Origin of the sequence: Pseudoalteromonas sp. BSi20439 (assembly GCF_000241165.1) — a bacterium.
GTDB lineage: Bacteria > Pseudomonadota > Gammaproteobacteria > Enterobacterales > Alteromonadaceae > Pseudoalteromonas.
Map to the genome: position 1 here is coordinate 1 of NZ_BADW01000073.1, position 18923 is coordinate 18923.

18 protein-coding genes and 1 pseudogene are annotated in these 18923 nt (G+C 40.7%); 4 read left to right on the plus strand and 15 right to left on the minus strand.

The features are described from left to right. Positions 1–25: 25 nt before the first annotated feature. The 3 genes from P20439_RS06825 to bioH all read right to left on the minus strand — a co-directional run bounded on the left by P20439_RS06825 (position 26) and on the right by bioH (position 2028). Positions 26–883: a putative metalloprotease CJM1_0395 family protein gene (locus tag P20439_RS06825; protein ID WP_008112878.1), complete on the minus strand. Its 858-nt coding sequence runs from the start codon at positions 881–883 to the stop codon at positions 26–28. A 6-nt stretch (positions 884–889) separates the two neighbouring features. Beyond that, a complete protein-coding gene (locus P20439_RS06830; RefSeq protein WP_008112879.1) occupies positions 890–1198 on the minus strand; it encodes a hypothetical protein in 309 nt (102 codons plus the stop codon). Between the two features lie 92 nt (positions 1199–1290). After that, on the minus strand, positions 1291–2028 hold the full coding sequence (gene bioH, locus P20439_RS06835; protein ID WP_008465563.1) for a pimeloyl-ACP methyl ester esterase BioH: 738 nt from the start codon (positions 2026–2028) through the stop codon (positions 1291–1293). 75 nt (positions 2029–2103) lie between these two features. On the opposite strand from bioH, the gene P20439_RS06840 reads away from it, so the two are divergent. After that, positions 2104–2781, plus strand: coding sequence for a ComF family protein (locus P20439_RS06840; RefSeq protein WP_008465566.1), 678 nt, complete (start codon positions 2104–2106; stop codon positions 2779–2781). A 6-nt stretch (positions 2782–2787) separates the two neighbouring features. Here P20439_RS06840 and P20439_RS06845 read toward each other — a convergent pair whose 3' ends face one another. Further along, complete coding sequence (locus P20439_RS06845; RefSeq protein WP_193371991.1) at positions 2788–5337, minus strand: M14 metallopeptidase family protein; 2550 nt, start codon at positions 5335–5337, stop codon at positions 2788–2790. Positions 5338–5483: 146 nt separating this feature from the next. Here P20439_RS06845 and nfuA point away from each other — a divergent pair, with 146 nt between their 5' ends. Together nfuA and P20439_RS06855 are read left to right on the plus strand one after the other, a co-directional pair. Next, positions 5484–6059 carry a Fe-S biogenesis protein NfuA gene (gene nfuA, locus P20439_RS06850; protein WP_008465569.1) on the plus strand — a complete coding sequence of 192 codons (576 nt, stop codon included), beginning with the start codon at positions 5484–5486 and terminating at the stop codon, positions 6057–6059. 13 nt (positions 6060–6072) lie between these two features. Continuing rightward, complete coding sequence (locus P20439_RS06855) at positions 6073–6342, plus strand: hypothetical protein (RefSeq protein ID WP_008465571.1); 270 nt, start codon at positions 6073–6075, stop codon at positions 6340–6342. Between the two features lie 18 nt (positions 6343–6360). Here the strand turns inward: P20439_RS06855 and P20439_RS06860 are convergent, their stop codons facing one another. Beyond that, positions 6361–7695 (minus strand): MATE family efflux transporter, encoded by a 1335-nt coding sequence (locus P20439_RS06860; RefSeq protein WP_193371992.1) that lies wholly within the window; start codon positions 7693–7695, stop codon positions 6361–6363. Here P20439_RS06860 and P20439_RS06865 point away from each other — a divergent pair. Next, a complete protein-coding gene (locus P20439_RS06865; protein ID WP_036933113.1) occupies positions 7675–8700 on the plus strand; it encodes a polysaccharide deacetylase family protein in 1026 nt (341 codons plus the stop codon). The genes P20439_RS06860 and P20439_RS06865 overlap by 21 nt on opposite strands. 3 nt (positions 8701–8703) lie before the next feature. Here P20439_RS06865 and P20439_RS06870 read toward each other — a convergent pair. The 10 genes and pseudogenes from P20439_RS06870 to cyoE form a co-directional block, all read right to left on the minus strand. Continuing rightward, positions 8704–9736 (minus strand): annotated as a pseudogene (locus tag P20439_RS06870) (chemotaxis response regulator protein-glutamate methylesterase). Positions 9737–9744: 8 nt separating this feature from the next. After that, positions 9745–10362, minus strand: coding sequence for a chemoreceptor glutamine deamidase CheD (cheD, locus tag P20439_RS06875; protein WP_008465580.1), 618 nt, complete (start codon positions 10360–10362; stop codon positions 9745–9747). Beyond that, positions 10346–11176, minus strand: coding sequence for a protein-glutamate O-methyltransferase CheR (locus P20439_RS06880; protein ID WP_008112900.1), 831 nt, complete (start codon positions 11174–11176; stop codon positions 10346–10348). Before P20439_RS06880 ends, cheD begins: the two co-directional genes overlap by 17 nt. Before the next feature lie 68 nt (positions 11177–11244). Then, on the minus strand, positions 11245–13944 hold the full coding sequence (locus P20439_RS06885; RefSeq protein WP_008465582.1) for a methyl-accepting chemotaxis protein: 2700 nt from the start codon (positions 13942–13944) through the stop codon (positions 11245–11247). A gap of 48 nt (positions 13945–13992) precedes the next feature. Continuing rightward, positions 13993–14478, minus strand: a complete 486-nt coding sequence (locus P20439_RS06890) for a chemotaxis protein CheW (RefSeq protein WP_008465584.1) — start codon at positions 14476–14478, stop codon at positions 13993–13995. Then, positions 14460–16550 (minus strand): chemotaxis protein CheA, encoded by a 2091-nt coding sequence (locus P20439_RS06895; protein ID WP_008465586.1) that lies wholly within the window; start codon positions 16548–16550, stop codon positions 14460–14462. The genes P20439_RS06890 and P20439_RS06895 overlap by 19 nt, the downstream gene beginning before the upstream one ends. 14 nt (positions 16551–16564) lie before the next feature. Then, the gene (locus P20439_RS06900) at positions 16565–16927 is read right to left on the minus strand and encodes a response regulator (RefSeq protein ID WP_008465588.1); all 363 of its coding nucleotides are present in this window, start codon (positions 16925–16927) and stop codon (positions 16565–16567) included. A gap of 8 nt (positions 16928–16935) precedes the next feature. Next, positions 16936–17208: a lipid asymmetry maintenance protein MlaB gene (locus P20439_RS06905; protein WP_008465590.1), complete on the minus strand. Its 273-nt coding sequence runs from the start codon at positions 17206–17208 to the stop codon at positions 16936–16938. Between the two features lie 162 nt (positions 17209–17370). Further along, positions 17371–17988 (minus strand): SCO family protein, encoded by a 618-nt coding sequence (locus P20439_RS06910; protein WP_008465592.1) that lies wholly within the window; start codon positions 17986–17988, stop codon positions 17371–17373. After that, on the minus strand, positions 17985–18914 hold the full coding sequence (gene cyoE, locus P20439_RS06915) for a heme o synthase (protein WP_008465593.1): 930 nt from the start codon (positions 18912–18914) through the stop codon (positions 17985–17987). The genes P20439_RS06910 and cyoE overlap by 4 nt, the downstream gene beginning before the upstream one ends. Positions 18915–18923: the final 9 nt, after the last annotated feature.

Here is an 18923-nt window from a genome sequence, read left to right on the forward strand (position 1 = left end):
ATGGCTATTAAATATAAGCTTTAATTTAAATTTGTGCTGAGAATTGGCTTTGAGTCGCAGGAGAAGTGGCCAGTTGGTAAAAGCTAGCAATGCGACCAGCACGTGCTTCTACTTCAACATCACGCGTTTGCTCTTCGCTTTTAGCGGTTTTTACTTCTGAGCTTTCACTATTAGAAAACGATGCACTGACTCTACTTTGACCTTCGCTGCTGTCTTCGTCATCCGCTGATGCTAACTCAGCTTGTGCTGCGGCTATTTTTTGAGTGGCATCTGCTGCAATTGCCCTATCGGCACCTGAAGGCTCTGCTGGCGCTAGTGCTGCAGCACGTACCGTTTGCATTTTATCAATGGTTGCTTGAGGGTCACCATTGATAACCCCAACATCTATCGGTACTTCACCACCTACGGCATAGTTAGTACCGTCAGGGCCTCTTTGGTATTCATAGCTAGGAGAGCCCGCATATTGTCCACCCACAGCGGCATGCGCTTGCTCATGTGTTCGCACTTCAGTGTCGCGTGCTTTAAGCTCTTTAATTTGTTGAAGTTCTTGCTCAAGTTGCAGCTCTTCTTGCTCACTAACTTCTTCTGCAGCTTGTTGTTTTTCTTGCTCGGCATCATCTTGATCGCTATCTGCATTGCCTTCGCGTTGCGCAATCGTTTTATCGTCTGCAATTTTGCCACTCGCATTGTAGGTTGAGCTGTCGCTATTTCCTGGCAGTTTGGCTTTTTCTGCATCACTTTGGGCTTTGTTTTCTGTGCTACCGGCAGTGTTTGCAGCGGCTGGGGGAATGACTTCACGTAGCTGGTTGTCACGCCGAGCAGTCTCTGTATAAACATTTGCGGTGTTTATATTGATAGACGGAAATGGCGTGACAATATTCATGAGAAATTACACTTTAATATCAACTAAAGTGCCTAATACGTCATCTGCAGTTTGGATAGATTGCGTGTTTGCCTTAGCATTAAACTCTTCAACTTTTAAGTTTACTAATGCATCATCAATTCGTGCAGGTTGAGATACTGGCGCGGTGACTGCTTCTTCAGGACGAGCGGCCGTTAATTGACGTTGCTGCGCTAGTTGAGAGTCGTCTTGCTGCTCTATGCTGGCACGATTAATCTCAGCGCTGGCTTTTTCAATTCCTTGGCTGGCTCTATTAAACCCTTCAACACCACTATTGAATACAGATCCTATTGGCATAATAATAAACCTCCAGCAAATAAATATTGTTTAATTATCGCTCAAAAATCACGCAAAATAAAGCTTTAAACCGCAGTAATCATGGCTTTGCTTCAAAGCATTGATTTAACGGCAGATAAAAATTCACTTTTATGAGAAATAAAAGGCGCATGCGATGCTTTGTCTAACACTTCGTACTCAAAGTCAGCATTAAGTGCCACCATTTTCTTAATGGCCCGATAAGGAACGAGAGAGTCTAAGCGCCCAAAAATGCCGCGAATAGGAACTGGGCATTGAACAAATAATTCGCGTAAATCTTCATTTTGCAATATTTCTAGTCCTGCACTTAAGGCCTCGTTATTCGGGGGCGATGACTGACTCAATAACTGCTTTAGCTGTTTTATATCATCTCGAGCAGACTCACTGCCCATTGCCTGAATGGCCAAAAAACGCTCTATCGTTTTTGAACGCTCTTGCAATAACTGCTCTTTAAACTGTGTTAATACTTTAGGCTTAATGCCAGCCCATGGCAATTGCTCTGCAAAAAAGGGGGTTGAGGCAACTAAAATAACTTTTGATACTTTTTCTGGCCAATGTTTGGCAATATAAATGGCAAACAATCCACCCAAAGACCATCCCATTAGTACCGATTGCGGTTTTAGCTGCTCACTCACCCGCTTTGCAGCATCATGTAATGTATAAGGACTTAAAGAGGCGCTACTGTCACCATAACCGGGTAAATCTAAACAGCGCACTTTACCTGAATATAAAAATTCTAATTCTGGTTTTATTAACTGCCACACACCTTGGTTCATTCCCCAACCATGTAACAACACACATTCATTTTGCATATTTACCTAACCTTAACCAAACTTAAGATCTATGATAGCGCTTTAAAAGGAGTTTGTAATGAGGATCATCAGCGAATGAAACTCAGCCTAGGTGATTGGCTATTTCCCTCTTACTGTGTGTTGTGTCAAAGTCAGATCCACAACTCAATGGGGCTTTGTCAATTTTGTTTAAATGACTTGCCATTGCTAGATTTGGCCGAGCATGACAATTTATTTTACCGCCCTGATATTGTAGAAATGTTTCCTAACTGCAGCTTTGAAAAGCTGTTTGCATGTGCCTTTTACCAGCCCCCTTTTGATTTATGGTTAAAACAGCTTAAATTTAATAATCAAATCCATTATAAAAAAGCACTACAGCAAGTCATAAAAAAACAACTTAGTGTTTTTATGACTAAACACCCTGTAGCTGTTGATGCATTTATTATTTTACCTTTACATAAAGCGCGCTTCTTAACGCGTGGATTTAATCAGGTAACCCAAGTATGGCAACCCTGTTTGGCGTCAAATAAGGTGTTAAATAATGCGCTACTTCGCCATAAACACACCTCGGCACAATCACAATTAAGCAAAGCCAAAAGGGTCAAAAATTTACAGCAGGCTTTTTCATGCGCGATTAATTTAGAGGGTAAAACGGTAGTAATTATCGATGATATTATGACTACAGGAGCAACTCTTAATGCGGCTACATTATCGTTAAAAGAAGCGGGCGCTAAACACGTATGGGCATTCACTACGTGTTTAACACCACTTTAGGGCGTGTTAGTTTCCACTCACGCGAAAGGTGTGGCCGAAAAATAAAGCATTACTTAACAATCGGCTGGTGCCATACCAGTACCCTCTAAATACAGGGTTGTCAGTCATCGCAATAACACTACCTCGCCCATAAGAATGCGCCATTAACGCAGCTCCACCGGCCACTTGCTCTACATTTACTGCATCGGTAAAACCAGCAAGGAGCGGCTGCTGTGTGTAGGTAAGTATATTTACAAACGGTGCTTGCGAGGCTTCCAATAGCCAGGTGCTATTTTTAAATACAGGTAGTGTGTCACGCTTAAATGAAAATGTCAGAGGGTGAGTTGTATCTACCTTGGTATTAAATATCGCACCGGCAATACGCTGGCGACCCGCTAAGTGGTCTTTGTCTGCATATTTTAAACCTTGAGTATCAAATGCCCCAGCCACATCTTTACGCGATAAGTAGCTTGCTTTTAATAGCTGCTGATCGGCTAAAAACTTCGCCCCGCCTTTATGTCCCCAAATAACACCGCCTTTTCTCACCCAACTTTTAATTGCCACTTTATCGGCATCAGATAAAGTAGAATAATTACCATGTGGCAACACAATATGGCTGTAATTACTGAGCTCTAAAGACGCTAAACGCTCCATTTCAACAATGGTTGGCGCTACACCTACAAAACGGTCTAGGTAGTACCACACTTCACCCGCTTCATATTGGCTCACGCCTTTACCACCAACCAATAACACCTTAGGTGCAGAAACCACAGCCATAGAGCGCGACCCTAAATCAGCACCTTTACTGGTTAAGCCAGTAGTAATTGGTTTAACTTCAATCCCAAACTGGCTTTGTGCTTGATTTAGCTTTGCCACCCAATTGGTGTCAGTTTGAAGTCCTGCTGGAATAATAATACTACCGGCGTCAAAGTTTACTTCTGCGTTGGTTGATACTGCAGTTAATGGTTTTAGTGCAACACGTGCTTTAATACCTTGCTGTAACAAACTGTTGAGCATTTTCGGGGCTTGCATGTCATCCCATGCGAATCCATAAGCGTAATTTTTAGTCAGTGGCGCTAACTCTGGCTGCTTTGCTTTTTGCCAAGCTGTTTTTTCTATCTCTAACCCCCAACGGCTGTTTACTTTAGCAAATGGTAAATTAAACGCATGCGCTAATGTCCAACCCGACACATCGTAAAAGGTGTTATCGGCAAAGTTTTGTTGCTCACTAAAAATAGCTTTAACTAATCGATATTGTGGTTGCGCAAGCGGCACAAAATAACTATCAGCGGTAAAGTTTTTACCCTCAGCTTTTAGCCCTTCTTTCACTGGGTAGGCATTAATTTGATGTTGTTTAAGTATGCTTAAAAAATCGTTAGTACGGGTGTGATCTTCAGCTGCTTGAACAATATAGCCCTGATAGTCTTCATCTTTGGCAAGCTCAACTGCTTTGTTATAAAAGTTAGCTTGGTACTCTAGCAAAGCTTGGCGGTTATCAATCGCCGCTTTAAACGTTGATAAGCTCGTTAACAGTTGGTTTTTAATCGTAAACGCAAAAGTTAGCGGGCCATTGATCGTTTCTTGAATATGGCCACGAGAACTTGCTTGTTCAAATAAAATACCCACACCACCATTTACATCGGGGTAGGTAGAGCCTTTACCATAATAAAAGTCATCAAAGCTTTCTTCGGTGAAGTATAACGCGTTGTTTTCATCTAATGTTTTAGCGTGATAATTTGCAATCGCTTTAGTTAGACTTACATTTTCTTCAGGGGTAATTGGGTGTTTACGACTTGGGATACCCGGTTGAAAAAAGTAGCTACTATTTGGCCCCATTTCATGAAAGTCAGTTAAAATATTAGGCTTCCAATAATGAAACTTAGCAATCCTTGCGCGCGACTCTGGGTGCTGTAACAGCAACCAATCACGGTTTAAATCAAACCAATAATGGTTTGTTCGGCTGCTTGGCCAGCTCTCTACATGCTCTCGGGTTTGCGGATCTGACGATAAGTTCATTCCACGATTACTATTAGCCCAATTTGCAAAACGTGCTAAGCCGTCAGGGTTAAGCGACGGGTCGAGTAAAATAACCGTGTTGTTAAGTAGCTCATTTATTTCATCCCCTTGCGCTGCCGCTAAATAATAAGCGACTAGTAAAGCTGCATTACTACCTGATGATTCATTCCCATGAACACTGTAACCCATCCATACAACACTTGGCTGCTCCGCTGTTTTATTGTTTGAATTATTTAGGCGAGCTAAGTGCGCTTGGCGAGTTTTTTCTATATTTTTTAATTTGTTAGCCGCAGTAATCGTTAGCATAACTAACGGGCGCTGCTCATGAGTACGACCTATTACTTCAAAATTAATTCGATCGCTTTTTTGAGCTAAAATTTCCATGTAGCGAACAAGTTGGTCATGTCTCACATGCCACTCACCCACTTGATAACCCAGCACCTCTTGAGGTGTTGGTATGGTGGGATCAAATTCAACCTGTTGCTCAAAATAATAAGATAGGGGCTTTGCCATACTTGAAAAACTGGCCAGTACCACCATTATTGTTAATATGAAGCGCATATAAATCACTCTAAAAATGTTTGTTAATTGCACGCTACCATTGCTTAAAATAGATGCCAACTTTTTACGCTCAACACTAGCCGCAACACGATGAGCGGAGTATGATATGCAGTATCCGAGTAATTTAGTCAAGTATAGACGGTATTATGATTTCTATTTCCGAAACAGCGCAAGCGCATTTTGCTAAGCTATTAGCAGATCAATCTCAACAAACGAATATTCGTGTGTTTGTTGTTAACCCTGGTACATCACAAGCTGAATGTGGTGTTTCTTATTGTCCAGAAGACGCGGTAGAAGAGAGCGATATTCGCCTAAATTTTAACGGCTTTGATGCGGTTGTTGATGCTGAAAGCGCGCCTTTTTTAGCCGAAGCTGAAATTGATTTTGTTACCGACAAAATGGGCACACAGTTAACTCTTAAAGCACCTAATGCTAAAGCACGTAAACTAGGTGAAGATGCCAGCTTGAATGAGCGTGTGCAGCACATGCTAGAAACTGAAGTAAACCCACAACTTGCCAACCATGGCGGCCAAGTTAGCTTGGTAGAGATCACCGCAGCTGGTGTTGCTGTACTTCAGTTTGGTGGTGGTTGTAATGGGTGTTCTATGATCGATGTCACACTAAAAGAAGGCATTGAAAAAGAGATGATTGCTAAGTTTGATGAAATCACCGGTGTGTCTGACATTACCGATCATGAAGCAGGCGAGCATTCTTACTACTAAGCATTAATTCATTATGCTAAAGCCACTTATTTACCGCTTAGGGAGCGACCCTAAGTTGAGTTTAAAGCGCTTTTTTCGCGGGCTAGCACTGTTTGTGCTAGCCGTGATATTTATCGCTGTGGGCTATTACAGCCATTACAGTTTGCAAGTTATCGGCTTGGTTATTTTAGCCCCCGCTTTATTTTTTGCTTTTTGGGGCTATGCTGGCATTTTTGCTAACCGCTTTTCTCAAGTATTAAAAAATATCCCTTCCAAAAATAACGACCCCGACCTTTGGAAGTAACGGTTCATATCAACTCACTTATTTAAGTAATTGATTGTTAGCTTTTAATTGTTGATATTTAACGATAAGCGTAACGCCTCGCATAAGCATAAAACAACTCATAGCTAACCATAACCCATTATTTTGCCAATCCTGAAATAGCCAAAACACCCCAAAAAAGCCTACAACTGCTGAAAGCAACATACTATTTCGCATCGCTTTAGCGCGGGTCAGGCCAACAAAAATACCATCGAACAAAAAACAGCTCATAGCTAAAATAGGCAATGCTATTACCCAAGGTAAATAGTGAATGGCCTCGTCAATAACCTCTGGTACATTAGTTAATAGCTTAATAATGCTGCTGCCAAATACTATAAAAAACACACTATACAAAACGCCAAATAACATACCCCAAAATACACTTATTTTTACCCAAAGCCTTATCTTTTCAACACTTTTTTGACCTTTAGCTTGACCTACTTTGGCCTCACTTGCATAGGCAATTCCATCAAGTGCAAAGCTAACTAACATTAAAAAGTTGAGTAAAACAGCATTGGCGGCCAGTGTGGTTTCACCGAGGCGAGCAGCATAAAAGGTCATAAAGCTAAAACATAATTGCAGTACTAAAGAACGAATAAAAATATCGCGGTTTAAGCTCAGTAGTCCTGCCATTTTTTCTAAACTAAACCAATTTGCTACAGCCAAACTCATACCATGCTTTTTAGCAAGTTGAGCCACCAGCAATAAAGCAAACACAAGTGCAATGTAGTCAGCGATAAGTGATGCCCACGCAGCCCCTGCAACCGCCCAATCAAGGTACACTACAAAATAAATATCGAGCACAATATTCGTAATGTTAGTCACTAACAGTAAATAAAATGGCCCTCGGCCATAATGAACACCTAACATCCAGCCTAGTAAAACTAAGTTGCATAGCGCTGCAGGGGCGCTAAAAATACGAATACTAAAATACCGATAGGCTTCATTGAGCACATCGCTATTGGCAGCTGATAAATACGCGATGGCATGTTTTATAAGGGGTGATAGCAAAATAAGGAGTAAGGCAACCGAAGTGGCTAACAATAAACTGCGCTTAAGTAAGGCTACGAGTTGGGTTAAATCATTTTGACCATAAGCCTGCGCCACCAGCCCAGTGGTGCTCATTCTTAAAAATCCAGCGAGCCAAAATAAAATAGAGATCACAGTTGAACCCAAAGCAATACCGGCTAAATAATGCGCGCTCCCCAAATGACCAATCACAGCTGTATCAACAATTCCTAACAACGGGACGGTAATATTTGATAATATCATCGGACCGGCTAACAACAACAAGCTTTTATGGTGTGCCTTATTATGTATAAGAAATTGTTTCATTTAGTATTATTATTCCTGATTTGTGGTTCTATACGCGCGCAAGCAGCTGTTATTCTACAGTATCATCACGTCAGTGAAACCCTTCCCGCTGTTACCAGCGTGAGTGCCAACACCTTTACTAAACACTTAAATTATTTAAAAGAGCATAACTTTAACGTTATTCCATTAAATGAGCTGATCAGTGCATTGCAACAAGGTAAGGCTTTAGAGGACAAAACAATCGCGATTACCTTTGATGATGGTTACAACAATAATTACGACCAAGCCGCCCCTATCCTTGAGGAATTTGGCTACCCGTACACTATTTTCGTAAACCCAAAACTCATTGATGAGCAAGCGAGCTATTTGATGGGGTGGGATAAGCTCAGGAAGCTTGCCAAAAAAGGAGCACTTATTGCTAATCATAGTGCCGAGCATAACTACCTACATAAAAAGCTTGAAAATGAAACGCAAAGCCAATGGCGCGAACGCACAAAAAAAGACATTCTTAGTTCACAACAGCGTATTAAAGAGGAAATAGGTCACGATTATAAATATCTTGCCTACCCATACGGTGAGTTTAACAACCAACTGCAAGCACTCGTTACAGAACTAGGCTTTATTGGTATTGGCCAGCACTCAGGAGCCGTTAATCAACACTCTAACTTTAGTCGCTTACCGCGCTTCCCAGCTTCAGGTTTTTATAGCAAGCTAGAGACGTTAATTACCAAGATAAATTCAACTGCCTTTACCATTAATAAGCTAACCTATGAAGATAGTGTCACTTCAAAAAATCCACCGACACTCACTATAAAGCTTGAAACAGATGACTTTCATAAGAGTCAATTTGCCTGTTATGTATCAAGCGTTGGCCAAGCTAATTTAAATTGGTTAGACGATAGTACGGTTGAGGTAACATCGCCAAAACAGCTTAATAAAGGCCGCTCTCGCTTTAACTGCACGGCTCCATCAATAAAACAAGCCGGCAGTTATTATTGGTTTTCACAACCTTGGGTGATCAACTAAGTTTTACCTTTTCATTACTTGATTTAATAACCGCTGGGTCATTTTCTCCAGCGGTACCACTTCATTTGCCGCCCCCATATCAATAGCAGCTTTAGGCATGCCCCATACCACTGACGAAAACTCATCTTGCGCAAGCGTGTATGCACCTTGTTGCTTTAATGCGAGTAACCCTTTCGCACCATCACTTCCCATGCCGGTCAATAGTGTGGCAACAATATGCTTTGCACCTATTTCAAGTAATGAGTTAAATAAAACATCCACTGCGGGTTTATGTCTATTAACAGCCTCTCCATCATCAAGCTGACAATACAAAGCACTACCTTGTTTACTAATTCGTAAATGTAAGCCACCCGGAGCTATATAAGCGCAACCTGCTACCAGTTTATCGCCTTGCTGTGCTTCTTTTACGTTAATAGTACAAGTGCGCTGCATTCGCTCTGCAAATGAGGTGCTAAATACGGGAGGAATATGCTGCGTTATTACAATGGGTGGGCAATTTTTGGGCATACGTATCAGCACTTCTTTTATCGCCTCGGTTCCCCCTGTTGATGCACCGATTGCAATCACTTTATTTACTAAAAATTCGGCATGGGTGGGGATAGGTTCTGCTACAGCACTGGTTTTTTTTGTAGCCTCGAACCCGTGCACTAGCCGCCACCCTGACTTTTTGCTGCACTGTGTCAGCATATTGACTCATTTGTTGTTTAACGTTAACTGTTGGCTTTGCAATAAAATCAACCGCCCCCAATTCAAGCGCTTCAAGGGTGATAGGGGAACCTTTTTGAGTCAGAGTGGAAATCATCACTACTGGCATGGGGCGTAAGCGCATTAAGTTTTTTAAAAAACTAATACCGTCCATTTTTGGCATTTCAACATCTAGTGTTAACACGTCCGGATTGTGTTTTTTAATCATTTCTCTGGCTTCGTATGGGTCTTGTGCACAACCCACTACCACAATGTCTTTTGCCTGTTGCAGTATCTCTGTCAGTAATTGCCTGATCAGTGCCGAGTCATCAATTATTAATACTCTAATCATAGCCATCCTTAAAAAAGTTCTATATCAGTGGCTTGAGTTTGCTGTTCAAGATTATGTAAGTAACGCACTTCACGTTTTTCAATGGTGTTATTGTGTAAGTTTCTTAGCTTTTTAACCTGTACTTTTCCATTATGGGGATTAAAAAATATTTTGCGCGGCCAGGGGCCACCCATATCATGCGCCACTAGGTTTAGTGCCTCTTCTGCAACATACGCATTGGCAAAACTGATATTGCCAATACCAATATCTGTCATTGCGCTAATTATTTTGCCTCCCCCAAACAATTTTACTTTTAAGTTTGCCCGAGAAGCGCCATTTTTAAGCACTTCATTAATTAAATATTCCATGGCCCAGTTACCATAACGACAACTTAAACTATGTGCTTGGTCAATTCGCTCACCCTTTTGAATAGGTAGCATAAAGTGGTTAATACCTCCTATGCCAAGCTTATCGTCGTAAACACAAGCAGCAATGCACGACCCGAGCACTGTGGTGATCAGCTCATCGTTTTTAGAAACATAAAATTCACCTGGCAATACCTTAGCGACCACACGCTCTCGCGTGGCATCCCAATAGCGTTTAATATGCTCAAATCCCGCTAATACCGGCTTAAATTGTGTTTGCATGAGCTACTTTCTGATACATGGTTTTCCCTAAGTTTTTAAATAAGACATGCTCTTTTCCCATGGTTTCTGAATGCCCTAAAAATAAATAACCTTGGTTATTTAAAATATCGGCATAACGGTTAAAAAGCTGATCCTTTGTCTCTTTATCAAAGTAAATCACTACATTCCTACACAAGATCAAATCAAATGGGCCTTTCATCGGCCAATCTTGGAGTAAGTTTAAACGCTTAAATGAAATACATTGCTGTAGCTTAGGTTTCACCTTATAACTTTGCCCGTCTTTGCTGGTTAAAAACCAGCGCTTGAGCAATGCATCATCCAGTCCATTCACATTTGCCGCAGTATAAATACCGCTCTGGGCTTTAGCTAGTACATTAGAATCAAGATCAGTTGCTAAAATTTTCACATCCCAATCACTTGGAAAAGCCCCTTGTAAGGTTATAGCTAAACTGTAGGGCTCTTCGCCGGTAGAGCAACCTGCAGACCAAATACGAACGCGTTTATTATGCTTATTTGCTTTTAGCATCGCAGGAATAAACTGCTCTTTTATAAACTCAAAGTGATGAATTTCACGAAAAAAAGAGGTTAAATTGGTAGTAATGGCGTTAATAAATGCATCAAACTCCTGGTCCTTATGATTTTTTAAGTAATCTAGGTAACTAGAGAAGTTTGTTAATTTACGCTCACGAATTCGCCTTGCTAATCGTGAGTAAACCATTTCGCGCTTATGCTCCCCAAGCACAATACCACAGGCGTTATACACTAAATGAGCCACTTCCTTAAAATCGCTATCCGTTAATAAAAACTCTTTCATTATGTACTCTCAAATAAATATAAAGATAGATTCACACTACTTCTGTGTGTGAACCATCTAAAACAGGGTTAAAACTCCTCCCACTCTTCAGCTGAGTCTACAAAGTTTTCACCTTTGCTCTTATTATTAACGAAGCTATTTTGTTGCTTATGCGTTATTTCAGGGGTGCGAATAGTGGGCGATACCACCGCCATATCTTGCTGCCCTAGAGAAAAGAAGTGCAGTAAACGGCGCATTTCATTAGCCTGCTCTGCCATAGACTCACCTGCAGCCGATGCCTCTTCAACTAATGCCGCATTTTGCTGGGTCATTTCATCCATTTGCGATACAGCTTTATTTACTTGCTCAATTCCTGCGCTTTGCTCTTCAGAGGCCTGAGTTATATCAGCTATCATTTGTGTCACACGTTTCACCGATACCACAATCTCTTGTAACGTCACACCTGATTCATTTACAAGAGCGCTACCATCAGCAACTTTACCAACACTATCTCTAATTAACTCTTTAATTTCTTTAGCTGCACCAGCTGAGCGCTGAGCTAAGTTACGCACTTCACCTGCAACAACCGCAAAACCTCGGCCTTGCTCACCTGCTCTTGCAGCTTCTACAGCAGCATTGAGCGCTAATAGGTTTGTTTGGAATGCTATTTCGTCTATAACACCAATAATGTCAGCAATTTTTTTACTCGATTCGTTAATAGCCGACATACTGGTTACAGCCTTATTAACAACCTCACCACCTTGAATTGCTTTATCACAGGTTTCTTCAGCTAAGTCATTAGCTACCTTGGCATTATCAGCATTTTGACGTACCGTACTGGTCATCTCTTCCATACTAGAAGCTGTTTCTTCTAATGATGATGCCTGCTCTTCTGTACGCTGGCTTAAATCAGCATTACCTTGTGAAATTTCTTCAGCCCCACTAGCCACCAAAGAGGCTGATGTGTTAATTCGATTAATAACCTCGGTTAGTTTATCTGCTGTTGCATTTGCATCTGTTTTCAGTTTTTCAAACGAGCCTTGGTATTCCTTTTCAATCCGTTTAGATAAATCACCAGTAGCCATGGCATCGAGCATATTGCCAGTATCAGTTACCGCATCGTCAACCACTTTAACTAAACTATTAAGACCCTGAGCTAAACGAAGGAAAAAGCCATCTTTTCCTTGCTCAACCACACGGCTATTTAGCTCCCCTTTACTTGCGGCACTGACCAGCTGAGCAACCTCTTTTTCTATAGCTACCTCTGCCGTTCTGTCTTCCCATTCAACTACAGTTCCAATTCGCTCATCGTCTGGCGTAATAATTGGGTTAGCAACTAAGCCAAAGGTTCTGCCGCCCACTTTAATTTCAGTGCTGTAGGTATCCGTTAACTTAGCCAACATATTTTGCTGATGGGCTGGATTTTTATGAAATATATCAATATTTTGATTCAGTAGATTTTTGCTATCAAAGTTAGGTAAATCAATGCGTATATCATTTTGAGCATTGCTCATCATATTTTTCACCGCGTCATTCATATAAACAATCACATTCGATGCATCTGCAATCATAGTGTTTGTTGCTACAGTGTCTAACGCTCGGCGAACACGTAAGTTCTCCTGTGCTCTGGCACGCTCTGCATCGGCCTTAAATACTTCATCAGTAATATCTTGCCACTCAACAATTGTTCCCAAGCGTTCTCCTTCTTCGTTAAACCATGGCGAAGCAATTAAATCAAAAATAAGACCAGCTAATTTAAGTGTCGCTTTATGGGGCGCATCTAATTTTTTTAATAGCTCGCGCTGATGCGCCGGATGTTGATGAAAATCATCAACACATGTGCCGATTAAATTACTTACAGCAAAGTTAGGTAATACCGATTGCAAATCTCTTTCGCGTGCTTTTAGCATTTGCTTAACTTGTTCGTTGGCAAAAATAATGTTTAAGTCATTATCAGCCATCATCACATTGGCTTGGCATACCTTTAAGGCGTTGGCTAAGTCGGCAGTTTTTTTAGAAGTTCGTTCTAGCTCTTTCTGCTCAGTTATATCTGTGGCGTATTTAATAACTTTTAACACTCGCCCATCCATGTCATAAATGGGGTTATAAGAAGCACTAATCCAAATTTCACGGCCTTGTTTATCAAAACGTAAATACTCTCCTCGGTCGTACTCACCCCGCCCCAGTTTGGCCCAGAAAGTTTGATAATCCGGACTATTTGCATATTCTGGTGCAACAAATAAACGATGGTGCTTACCTTGTATTTCATTAAGTTGGTAGCCAAATGTGGTTAAAAAGTTATCGTTGGCATTAATCACTGTGCCATCTAAGTCAAATTCGATAACTGCTTGTGATTTGTTTATTGCTGCAACTTGTCCAGCTGCTTCGGCTGCCTTTAATTTTTGCATTGTGATCTCTGTGGCAAATTTAACCACTTTAATCACTTGCCCCTGAGAGTCTAAAACAGGATTGTAGGTGGCTTGTATCCACACTTCTTTACTATTTTTTCCAAACCGCTTAAATTCATCTGAAATAAACTCACCCGCGTTCAATCGCTGCCAAAACTGACGATATTCATCACTTTTCGCTTCGCTAGAGCTAATAAATAAAGAGTGGTGCTGACCTTGTATTTCAGCCAGAGAGTAGTCCATTACACGCAGGAAATTAACATTGGCAGTAATGATTCTTCCATTCGGCTCAAATTCAATTATTGCTAATGATTTATGCAATGCATTCATTATCAAATCATTGCTTGATTCAGACTGTTTTGAATTACTAAACCATCCCATGCTTATCACCACCTTTAAGTTATTTACTTTATTTAGTTACTGTTACCGCTAAATATCCATGGTTGCAGGCAAATCAATTAAGGCGACCATTTTTTCGCCTACATTGACTAACCCTGCTACATATTCACTTTCATTGGTCTGGGTTAAACTCGGCACAGCTTTAGCATCTTGCTCTGCAATACTATAAACATCTGCCACTGCATCTACCGTAATACCCATTACTTTACTTTCTTGTTCAAACTCTATTTTTACAATAATCACTACTGTTAACGGCCCATAGGCAATTGTGGGTAAACCAAAACGTAACCTCAAATCAATAATGGGTACTATCGTGCCGCGTAGATTAATAACGCCTTTTACGTACTCAGGGGCATTTGGCAGTGCGGTTATGTCTTCCCAGCTACGGATTTCTTGCACCGTTAATATATCTACTCCGTATTCTTCTTCAGCCATAATAAAGGTAAGAAACTGCTTAATGCCCTCTTTGCGCTGTAGCTCAATATTGCTATTTAATGCTATTGATTCAGAGAACATGAATCCTCCAGAGTCGCTGATGGCTCAATACTCAATGCTTGGCTGCCAGGTTTTTTTAATCCTGAAAGCTTAATCAAACCGCTAATATCTAAAATTAACGAGACACGACCATCACCTAAAATAGTTGCCCCAGAGACTCCGTCCACTTTGTGGTAATTAGCCTCCAAGCTTTTTATAACCACCTGTTGCTGTGAAAGTAAATCGTCAACGAGCACCCCGACTTTTTGGTTATCGTTCTCCACCACAACCAATAAGGTCTTATCTAATGATTCAATCGCACCTTGATGGTTAAAAATCTCGTATAAGCGCAGAATAGGAATGTATTCATCACGTAATCTAAGTACGTCTAAGTCTTTACCAACTCGACTGACTTTGGAGATATCAATTTGTAATGACTCTACAATTGAGATTAATGGGATGATGTAAGTATGCTTGGCCACTTTAACCAATTGCCCATCTAAAATAGCTAAGGTGAGCGGTAGCCGAATAGTAAAGGTAGAACCAATTCCGGCAGCAGATGTCACCTCTACCGAGCCATTTAATGATTGGATATTGCGTTTAACCACGTCCATACCCACACCCCGGCCAGATAAGTCACTTACTTCATCAGCAGTAGAAAACCCTGGCATAAATATAAGTTCGTTAATTTCATCATCTGTTAACTCGCTATCGCCAGTAATTAGCTCGTTAGCAATCGCTTTTTCTTTAATCTTTTGAGTGTTAAGGCCTTGACCATCGTCCATGATTTCAATGACGATATTTCCTCCCTGATGAAAAGCATTTAATGTAACTTTGCCCACAGGATCTTTACCTGCCGCAATACGCTTTTCTACAGTTTCAATACCATGATCCAGTGAGTTTCTTACTAAATGCACCATAGGATCAGATATTTTTTCCATCACAGTTTTATCTAACTCGGTTTGCTCTCCGATCAGCTTTAACTCCACCTCTTTATTAAGCTTTTGAGCAATATCACGCACCAGACGTGGAAAACGACTAAATACAAAATTAATTGGCAGCATACGAATACGCATCACGTTTTCTTGTAAGTCTCGGGTATTATGCGCTAGTTGCGCCAATCCCTCTTGAAGCGAGGTTACCGCAGTGGCTGTCATTTCCTGTTCGCTAAGCTGATTTAACATTGCTTGGGTAATAACCAACTCACCCACCATATTAATCAATGAATCAACCTTATCTATACCAACCCGAATAGAGGTAGATTCTGGCGCGGCTTTTGCGCTGGGCGCATTGGCAGCTGCCTTTGCTTTATTTGCTTTGGGTTGCTCAGCAGTTTTGGGAGCTTCCTCCACAACAGCCGGTTCGTTAATTACTTCCTCTGACTCGGCTTTAGTATCATTAAATAAGCCACCGCATAGCTCGACTTTAATATCTGCATCATCTTCAACCCATTCAAAAATCTCTTTAATGGCTTGCTCATCGCGCTCTGTGTTTAAGAAAAACCGCCAATATAAAAAGCACTCATCGCTGGTTAATTCTTTAATGTCAGGTATGGCATCGGTGAATGCCTGTACTTCTAACTCACCAAGCTCGGCTAACTCGCTGATCATAAACAAAGGTTCATTACCGGTTTTAAAAAGATGAAAATGTGGCTTAAAATCAATCTGATAAGTATTAACTATAACCTGCTCATGATGTGTTTCTTCCCCTTGCTCCTCACCAGCTGGCATACCTAGTAATTTTTCGAACTGCTCACGTAAAGTATCTGCTTGGGCTAAATCGGGTTCTTCCTGTACTTTTAGCGAACTTAACAAAGCCCTTAAGCAATCCACTGATTTAAGTAATAAATTAATATGCTCGCTACTTATATTGCGCTCACCTTCACGAATTTGATCCAATAATGTTTCTAATACATGGGTAAAATTTGCAATTGAGTTAAATCCAAAAGTAGCACTGCCCCCTTTTATTGAATGAGCAGCTCTAAATATAGTATTAATGGTTTCTAAGTCTTCTTCGCCTGGCACTAAGTTGAGTAATTCAGTCTCCATGATATCGAGGCCTTCAAAACTCTCTTCAAAGAACACTTCAAAAAACTGGCTTAAATCAATACTCACAGTGCACTCCTAGGTTAACGGATTACTTTTTTTAGCACGGCCAATAGTTGTTCTGGATTGAAAGGTTTTACAATCCACCCTGTTGCCCCTGCAGCTTTGCCTTCTACTTTTTTATCCATCCCCGACTCTGTAGTTAACATAAGCAACGGTGTAAATTTGTAATCTGGTAACCCTCTTAGCTCTCTAATAAGTGTGATCCCATCCATAATTGGCATGTTTACATCAGAAATAACTGCATCAAAACCTTGTTGCTTGGCAATGGCTAATGCCTCGCTGCCATCTTTGGCTTCGGTAACATCAAACCCTGCTGTTTTTAACGTAAAGCTCACCATTTGGCGCATTGATGCAGAATCATCGACAGCTAAAATTCTTTTCATATAAACCTCTAGTTAGTACTTTCTGAAGCTAAATATTCACTTAAACCGAGTTGTTCAATGGCATTTTTTAATGCGTCACTGCTGCCAACCCAAGCAATTTTTTGATTGATAGTAAGAAGGTGTTTTTGTAGGGCACAAAGGAGTTGAACCGAGGCGGTATCAGCAGACATGACATCGCTAATATCCAGACAAATATCTCGGCTATTATTAAGCTCGCTTAATAAATCTTGATGTAAAACGTCAACCTGAACAATTGAAAGCTCATTTGGTAGTTTAAGCATTTTTAAGCTTTTCCTTATCAACTCAATCCATAACAAAAGCTTAGACCGAGATAAAGAAAACGCCATAAAAACGACTAAAAAATAACTAATTAATTAAAAACAGCTGTTAAAAAACGTAAAAAGGGGCACAAAGCCCCTTGAAAATTGTTAAACCATTAAAAACTAGTTTTTGTAGTAATCTGCTATTTCAATAAATTCTGCCGTTAGTTTTGTAGTATTCACCAAAGGCACATCTCCTTGTTTAAATTCGGGCTTAAAAATAGCTCTCAGGGCGCCACTACCATCAACAAGTGCAACCGATGCACTATGATCCACCGCATAGTCAGATTCATCACTATCACTAATTGCATAAATTAATCCCAGCTCTCGTACAAATGGAAATAAGTCTTTATGCTCCCCAGATACAGCTAAAAATTTAGGGTTAAAATAATCTATGTACTCTTTACGCTTTTGAGCAATATCTCGTTTAGGATCAACAGATATAAACCACACCTGCAGTGGATAGTCAGCTTGTAAGTTTTTATAGACATTGTTGAGCTTAGCAAGCGTCATTGGACAAATGTCAGGGCAGCTTGTGTAGCCTAAAAACACTAAGTTCCATTGATCTAAAAACTGCTTTTTGGTTACTAACTCCCCCTGTTGATCATTCAGCGAGAAATCAGATAACGGTTTTGAAGTTTCGTACACTAATGCATCAAGATCTTGTAAACTTTTTTTATCATCACATGCCGATAAAAAAAGCACCGAAAAAACAATTAACCCACACCATAACTGCTTCATATAACTAGCCATTTATCTATAAATAAGATAACAAAGAGTATCATTAAATGAACAATCGAAAAACGAAATAAATCCATTGCGGTGTCTTCTTTGGCGGCAAATTTTAAGTTAATTGCTTTGTATATAAAGAGTATATTGAGGATACAGGCCCCACTTAAATAAATAAGCCCCGACATACCTATCAAATAGGGTAATACGCACACAATGGCTAATAGCACCGAGTACGCGAGCACACAGGTTTTACAAAAGTCGATTCCATGGGTGACAGGTAACATAGGGATTTTAGCGCGTTCGTAATCACTTTTACGCGCGATTGCTAACGCCCAGAAGTGCGGAGGAGTCCATGTGAATATAATCATAACCAACAACCAAGGAGCGGCTGCCATTTGATTGGTTTCAGACACCCAACCAAGTAAAGGTGGCATGGCGCCAGCCAAACCACCAATCACTATATTTTGTGGCGTGGCGCGTTTTAAAAACGACGTATAAATAAATGCGTAACCAACAAGTGCAAATAAGGTAAGTATGGCAGTGAGTGTATTTGCCCACAACATCAACATAATAAACCCTGCCACGCCAATAACAGCAGCAAAACTTAATGCGTGTAATTTACTTAAGCGTCCTTTGGCGACTGGGCGGTGGCGTGTACGTGCCATTTTACTATCAATTTCACTATCAACCACATGATTGATAACGGCAGCTGCCGCAGAGAGTAAACCAATCCCTAATAAACTTATGAACTGAACCCCAATGCCTCTACCAACGTCAGGGGCGAGAGCCAAGCCCACCCATGCCGTTAACACCAACATAGCCACCACTTTAAATTTACTGATTGCTAAATAATCTTGGATTAAATGATAACTTTTAGTCAATAACGATGGGCTATAAACGGGCTGCATTGCTTTTTTGTTAATTGTAATTGCCATAACGATTCC